The sequence below is a fragment of the Skermanella sp. genome (assembly GCF_059503625.1).
This window is the reverse complement of record NZ_JCACHA010000971.1, coordinates 1-6,533: the sequence shown is the minus strand read 5'-3', so window position 1 is coordinate 6,533 and position 6,533 is coordinate 1. Positions and strand designations below refer to the sequence as shown.

At 64.2% G+C, this 6,533-nt stretch carries 4 protein-coding genes; 1 reads left to right on the top strand and 3 read right to left on the bottom strand.

The features are described from left to right. From AC5JJ6_RS35650 to AC5JJ6_RS35640, 3 genes are all read right to left on the bottom strand, one after another. A partial coding sequence (locus AC5JJ6_RS35650) for a heparin lyase I family protein (protein ID WP_496046582.1) occupies positions 1-637 on the bottom strand: 637 nt, incomplete at its 3' end. Positions 638-722: 85 nt separating this feature from the next. Beyond that, positions 723-3,881 carry an efflux RND transporter permease subunit gene (locus AC5JJ6_RS35645; protein ID WP_496046581.1) on the bottom strand — a complete coding sequence of 1,053 codons (3,159 nt, stop codon included), beginning with the start codon at positions 3,879-3,881 and terminating at the stop codon, positions 723-725. Positions 3,882-3,936: 55 nt separating this feature from the next. After that, entirely contained in the window at positions 3,937-5,073 is a 1,137-nt protein-coding gene (locus AC5JJ6_RS35640) for an efflux RND transporter periplasmic adaptor subunit (RefSeq protein ID WP_496046580.1), read from the bottom strand. A gap of 192 nt (positions 5,074-5,265) precedes the next feature. Here AC5JJ6_RS35640 and AC5JJ6_RS35635 point away from each other — a divergent pair. Beyond that, positions 5,266-6,533 (top strand): ABC transporter substrate-binding protein (locus AC5JJ6_RS35635; RefSeq protein ID WP_496046579.1); only part of this gene is annotated, 1,268 nt, incomplete at its 3' end.

Genomic DNA, 6,533 nt, shown 5'->3' with positions numbered 1-6,533 from the left:
TGATCCATTTGGAGCCTTGCGCGGTATCACCGACTGAGCATTTTTTCGAATCCCACCGAGTAATCCAATGCATCTTCTCACCTGCCACAAGCAGGTAAAGTGGCGGTGTCCGGTACTGCTCGCACTTGCTCGGCTTTTCGTGAATCTGGAAGATGACATCCTGCTTAAGCGGCTTGTATGCCGTGGGGAAATAGGTACTGAAACCAAACCAGCGGTCACGTTCGTGGTTGGCACTCCCGGCACGCTGCTGCGTTAGTTCAGCACGCCAGCTATTGCCTCCTTTGTCGCGCTCATTGGCATTGATTTCGATCCTGACAGAACACTTTCCGGATCGGGTGAGCGAACTCACGGTCCGCAATTCGTGATCGAGCGCCTCCTTCCCGTTGAACTGCGACAGGTTGCACGTTTCGAAATCACCATTGAGCATCAGGTTCTGGCGTGCAGCAATCTTGGTCAGCAGCTCCGCCGTGAGCGAGTCAGGTGACAAAGGACCGGCCAAGCCGAAAGATTCTGGGACCATCAAGGATGCCAGACTTATTTCGGGCAGAGGTTGTATTGCGCTCTCGTTTTGACCAGCATTTGAATTGCCGCATATTCCAAATGCAAATACCGCCACAAAACAGACGAAAGCGTTCAATCGACAAAAAATCATTTTGCGCCTACTCCCAATACTCGTTCTACATAGCGCCTCCACCTTCACAAATTTAATAACAATTGATCAATCAGCTCTTTGGGTGTTGTTCTGAAAGAGCAGCCATCGGCAGCCTTTCGGTGCGCGATGCACCACCCACCCGCTCCCGCATCCGCTGGAAGATCACGTAGAGCATCGGTATCAGGAAGATCCCCAACGTCGCCGCCGCGATCATGCCGCCGAACACCGCCGTGCCGACCGCCCGCCGGCTGGCCGCTCCGGGTCCGGTCGCGATCACCAGGGGCAGCAGGCCCAGGATGAAGGCGAAGCTGGTCATCATCACGGCGCGGATACGCGCTCTCGCGCCGCCGACCGCCGCGTCGATGATGGAGTCCCCGTGCTCCCGCCGCTCCTTGGCGAATTCGATGATCAAGATGGCGTTCTTGCTGGCCAGCGCTATCAGGACGACGATGCCGATCTGGGCGAAGATGTCGTTGCTGAGCCCCGCGATCCACAGCGACGCCATCGCACCGACCAATCCGACGCTGACCGACAGCAGCACGGGGATGGGGATGTTCCAGCTCTCGTACAGGGCAACCAGGAACAGGTAGGCGAACAGCACCGCGATCCCCAGGATCACCGTCGTCTGCCCGGCCGCCGCTTTCTCCTGCAACGCCGTCCCCGTCCACTCGAAGGTGTACGAACCCGGCAGCCCCGTCGCCGAAACCCGCTCCATCGCGGCCAAAGCCTCGCCGGAGCTTCGTCCGGGCGCCGCCTGCCCGTTGATGGTGACGCTCCGCAGGTTGTTGTAGCGGTTCAGCGATTGCGGCCCCAGGATCAGCCGGACTTCGATCAGCGAGCGCAGCGGCACCATGTCGCCGGCGCTGTTCCTGACATGGATGCGGTAGATGTCCGTCACCTTGGCGCGGTCGGCGGCCTCGGCCTGGATGTTGACCTGCCAGACCCGGCCGAAGGCGTTGAAATCGTTTACATAGCTGCCGCCCAACGACGCCTGGAGTGCGGCGAAGATGTCGCCTACAGCGACTCCCAGCGCCTGCGCCTTTTCTCGAGCGACTTCGATGTAAAGCTGCGGCGTATTGGCGGCGAAGGTGCTGAAGACGGCGCCCAGCTCCGGCTGCTGGTTAGCCTGGAAGATCAGCCCGCGCATGGTCGCCGCCAGATCGGCGGCGCTGCCGCCCGCCAGATCCTCGAGCTGGTATTCGAACCCGCCGCTCGACCCCAGGCCGATGATGGGCGGCAGGTTGAACGGGATGACCGTGGCGGCGCTGATAGCCGCCAGCTCGCCCCGGATGCGTCCGATGATCGACGTGACCGACAGGCTGGGATCGTCGCGCTCCTCGAACGGCTTCAGCGACACGATCATGAAGCCGGCGTTGGACTGGTTCAGCCCGTTCAGGAAGCTGTAGCCCAGCACGGTCGAGACGTTCGCAACACCCGGCGCTTCCGCCACGATCCGCTCGACCCGCTCCGCCACCGCCAGCGACCGGTTGACCGACGCGCCCTCCGGCAGCTGCATCTCCATGAAGAAGGCGCCCTGGTCCTCTTCCGGCAGGAAGCCGGACGGCGTCACCGTGAACAGATACCCGGCCCCCGCCATCGCCAGCGCCAGGAAGACGATGCCCAGCAGAGCCCGGCGGACCAGCATCCTGACGATGGAGGAATAGCCGTCGCAGGTCCGGTCGATCACGTTCAGCACCCGACCCATGATCCCCTTGCGGCCATGGCTGGGCTTCAGCAGGATCGAACAGAGCGCCGGGCTGAGCGTCAGCGCGTTGATCGCGGACAGCACCATCGACACCGACACCGCCACCGCGAACTGCTGGTAAAGCTGCCCGGTGATCCCCGGAACGAAGGCTACGGGCACGAAAACCGACAGCAGGACCAGCGTGATGGCGATGATCGGGCCGGTGATCTGGCCCATCGCCTTCCGCGTCGCCTCCTTCGGCGGAAGTCCGTCCTCCTCCATCACGCGCTCGACGTTCTCGACCACGACGATGGCGTCATCGACCACGATTCCGATCGCCAGCACCAGGGCCAGCAGCGATATCGTGTTGGCGGAGAACCCCAGCGCCAGCATGACGGCGAAGGTGCCGATCAGGGATACCGGCACCGCTATCGTCGGTATCAGCGTCGCCCGCCACTGTCCCAGGAACAGGAAGACGACGGCGACCACCAGCACGAAGGCTTCAATCAGCGTGTGGATGACCTCTTCGATGGTCGATGACACGAAGACGGTCGTATCGTAGACGACCTCGTACTCGATATCGTCGGGGAACCGCGCCGCCAGCCTTTCCATCGTGGCGCGGACACCCTCCGCCACCGCCACGGCATTGGCGCCCGGCGCCTGGTAGACGCCCAGCATCGCGGCCGGCTTGCCGTTCAGCCGGCTCGACTGGTCGAACGACTTCGCCCCCAGCTCGACCCGCCCGACATCGCGCACCCGCACCACCGAACCGTCGGGATTGGCGCGGACGATGATCGCGCCGAATTCCTCCGGGCTGGTCAGCCGCCCCTTGGTCTGGAGCGACAGCTGGAACTGCTGGTCCTCGGAAATCGGCTCCGCTCCGATCCGCCCGACCGGAGCCTGGACGTTCTGGCTGCCGATGGCCACCGAGACGTCCTTTGACGTCAGCCCGAAATTGGTCAGCCGCGTCTGGTCCAGCCAGACCCGCATGCTGTAGTCCAGCGCTCCGAACTGCGAGGCCTGCCCGACGCCGGGTATCCGCGCGAGCGCGTCGGTCAGATTGATCGTGACGTAGTTGCTCAGGAACAGCCCGTCATAGGTCCCGTTGGGCGAGTACAGCGAGATCACCTGGAGCAGGGCCGACGACATCTTGCGGACATCCAGCCCCTGCCGCGTCACTTCCTCCGGCAGCTTCGCTTCCGCCAGCTTGACGCGGTTCTGCACATTGACGGTATTGATGTCGGGGTCGGTCCCGACCGCGAAAGTGACCGTCAGCGTGTAGCTGCCGTCGTTGCCGCTGGTCGACTTCATGTACAGCATGTCGCTGACGCCGTTGACCTGGGACTCGATCGGCTGGGCGACGGTGCTCTCCACGACATCGGCCGAAGCGCCGGGGAACACCGCCGTCACCCGCACCTGCGGCGGCACGATGTCGGGGAACTGGGCGACCGGAATCCGCGTCAGGGCTATCAGGCCGGCCAGCGTGATGACGATGGAGATGACGAAGGCCAGCCGGGGCCGGTCGATGAAAAGGCTGCTCAGCATGACCTTGCCCTCACGTTCCAGGTCCTCACGTGCCAGGTCCTCACGTGCCAGGTCCTCACGTTCCAGCCGGGGGAGCCATGGGACTGGCGGTCACGACCTGTCCCGGCCTGACCTTCTGCCCGCCCTCCACGATGACCAGATCGCCCTCGTTCAGGCCCTTCGCGACCGTGATCCGGCTCCCCTGAGCTTGGCCGACCTCGACCCGGCGGGGCTCGACCTTCTTCTCCGACCCGACGACCAGAACGAAGGGTCCGGCCTGATCGATCTGAAGGGCGGATTGCGGGATCACCAGAGCCTCTTCGGGCGCCGACTCCTCGATCACGATCTCGGCGAACTGGCCGGGCACCAGCACGCCGTCCGGGTTCGGGAACTCGGTCCGCACCGCGACCGTATCGGTTCCCGGATCGACCTTGACGTCGAGGGAGTTGAACTTGCCGGTGTGGCCGTACATCGATCCATCGGCCAGCCGAAGCTTCACCGCCAGTTCCCCATCCTTGCCCGACGCCTGACGCCTGCGGACATCCAGCAACTCCCGCTGGCTGACCGGAAACGTCACGTAGACGGGGTCCTGGCTGACCACCACCGCCAGCGGGTTCGATTGCGGACCGACCAGACTGCCGACCGTGTATGCCGCACGTCCGACCCGCCCGCCGATCGGCGACGAGATCTTCGTGTAGCTGAGGTTGATTTCGGCATCGCGGAGCGCCGCCTTCGCCTGAAGCACTCCGGCGCGGGCGACGCCGGCGGCGGCCTCGCGCTCATCGACCGAAGCTTCGGAGATGTTGTTGCGCTTCAGCAGGTCGCGGCCTCGGCTGAGCTGGACTTCGGCGTTCGCGACCTCCGCCTCCGCCCTGACTACCTCCGCCTGCCGTTGGGCAAGCTGCGCCTCATAGGGTTCCTGCTCGATCAGGAAGAGCGGATCGCCCGCCTTGACCACCTGCCCCTCGGTGAACAGCCGCTCCCGCAGAAATCCCTGTACGCGTGCCCTGACATCCACTTCATCGACTGCGACGACCCGGCCGATGAAACTGTGATTGGCGGTCACCGCTTCCCGGTTGACGGCGGTTACTCCAACAGCCGGGGGCGGCGCCTGGGGTGCCGCACCGGTAGCATCTTCCTTGCGGTCGTCGCATGCTCCGAGCGACAGCAGAGCGGCGAGCGCCGCAATGCTCCGCAAAGATCTGATTCTCATCGAAGTCCCCCCGCTGCCGCACCGGCTTCCGGCAATGGGGATCATTCTAACGAACTCGGCGATCACGCCTCAGATTTGCCGTGTAACTTACTGTAATCCCCCATAAACGCCGGCCGACGTACGCGTACGTCGGAACCTAGGCTCCCGTCACTCGTTCCCAAGCTAGGGGAAATCAGCGCAAAGGCCGGGGCCATGGCATGGAAGAACGGCTGGAAAGCGACGTGCGGCGCACTCCTGATGCTCATGGCGCTCGGCGCGCCGCCCGCATCGGCGCAGGTCCCGGACGACGTCCTGGTCGTCGGTCAGATCGCGGAGCCGAAGTCGCTGGACCCGCACGCGGTCACGGCGACCAACGATTTCCGTATCCTGATGAACCTCTACGACGGTCTCGTCCGGTTCCGCAGCGGCACGCTGGAGATCGAACCGGCATTGGCCGAGACGTGGGAGATTTCGCCCGACGGCAGAACCTATACCTTCAGGCTCAGGCAGGGCATCAGGTTCCACGACGGCACGTCGTTCGATGCCGAGGCGGTCAAGTTCAACTTCGACCGCATGCTGGACGACAAGCACCCGCAGCACGATACCGGACCCTTCCCGCTGGCCTTCTTCTTCAGCGCCATCGAACGCACCGAAGCCGCCGATCCGCGAACAGTCGTCTTCCACCTGAAAGAACCTTACGCCCCGCTGCTGTCGAACCTCGCCTACCCGACCGGGCTGATCGTATCGCCCGAAGCCGTCCGCAAAGGCGGCAAGGACTACGGCCGTAAGCCGGTCGGCACGGGGGCCTATCGCTTCGCCGAATGGCAGAGCAACACCAAGGTCGTGGTCGAGCGCAATCCCGACTACTGGAACGGCGCTCCCAAGCTCCAGGCCGTGATCTTCCGTCCGCTGACCGACGCCAACACCCGCTTGACCGAGCTGCTGGCCGGCGGTCTCGACCTGATGGTCGAGGTTCCCCCCGATGCCGTCGACCTGCTGGGCAAGGCCGGCGGCTTCAAGCTGCATGAGCAGGCGGGGCCGCATCTGTGGTTCCTGATCCTGAACACCCGCGAAGGGCCGTTCAAGGATGTCCGGGTGCGGCAGGCGGTCAACTACGCCATCGACAAGGAAGCGCTGGTCAAAGGCGTCCTCCAGGGAACCGCCACGGTGGCGGACAGCATCGTCCCCGCAGCGTTCGAGTGGGCGCACGACGACAAGATCCAGCCCTACCCTCACGATCCCGAACGTGCCCGCGCCCTCCTGCGCGAGGCCGGCGCGGAGGGCGCCGAGCTGAAGTTCCTGGTGGCGGAAGGTGGTTCCGGCATGCTGGCGCCGATCCCGATGGCGACCGCGATCCAGGCCGACCTTGCCAAGGTCGGCCTCAAGGTCACGATCCAGACCTACGAGTGGAACACCTATCTCGGGCTGGTCAACCAGGGCCTTGCCGGCAAGGGCGACATGGCGGAGATGGCCTGGATGAC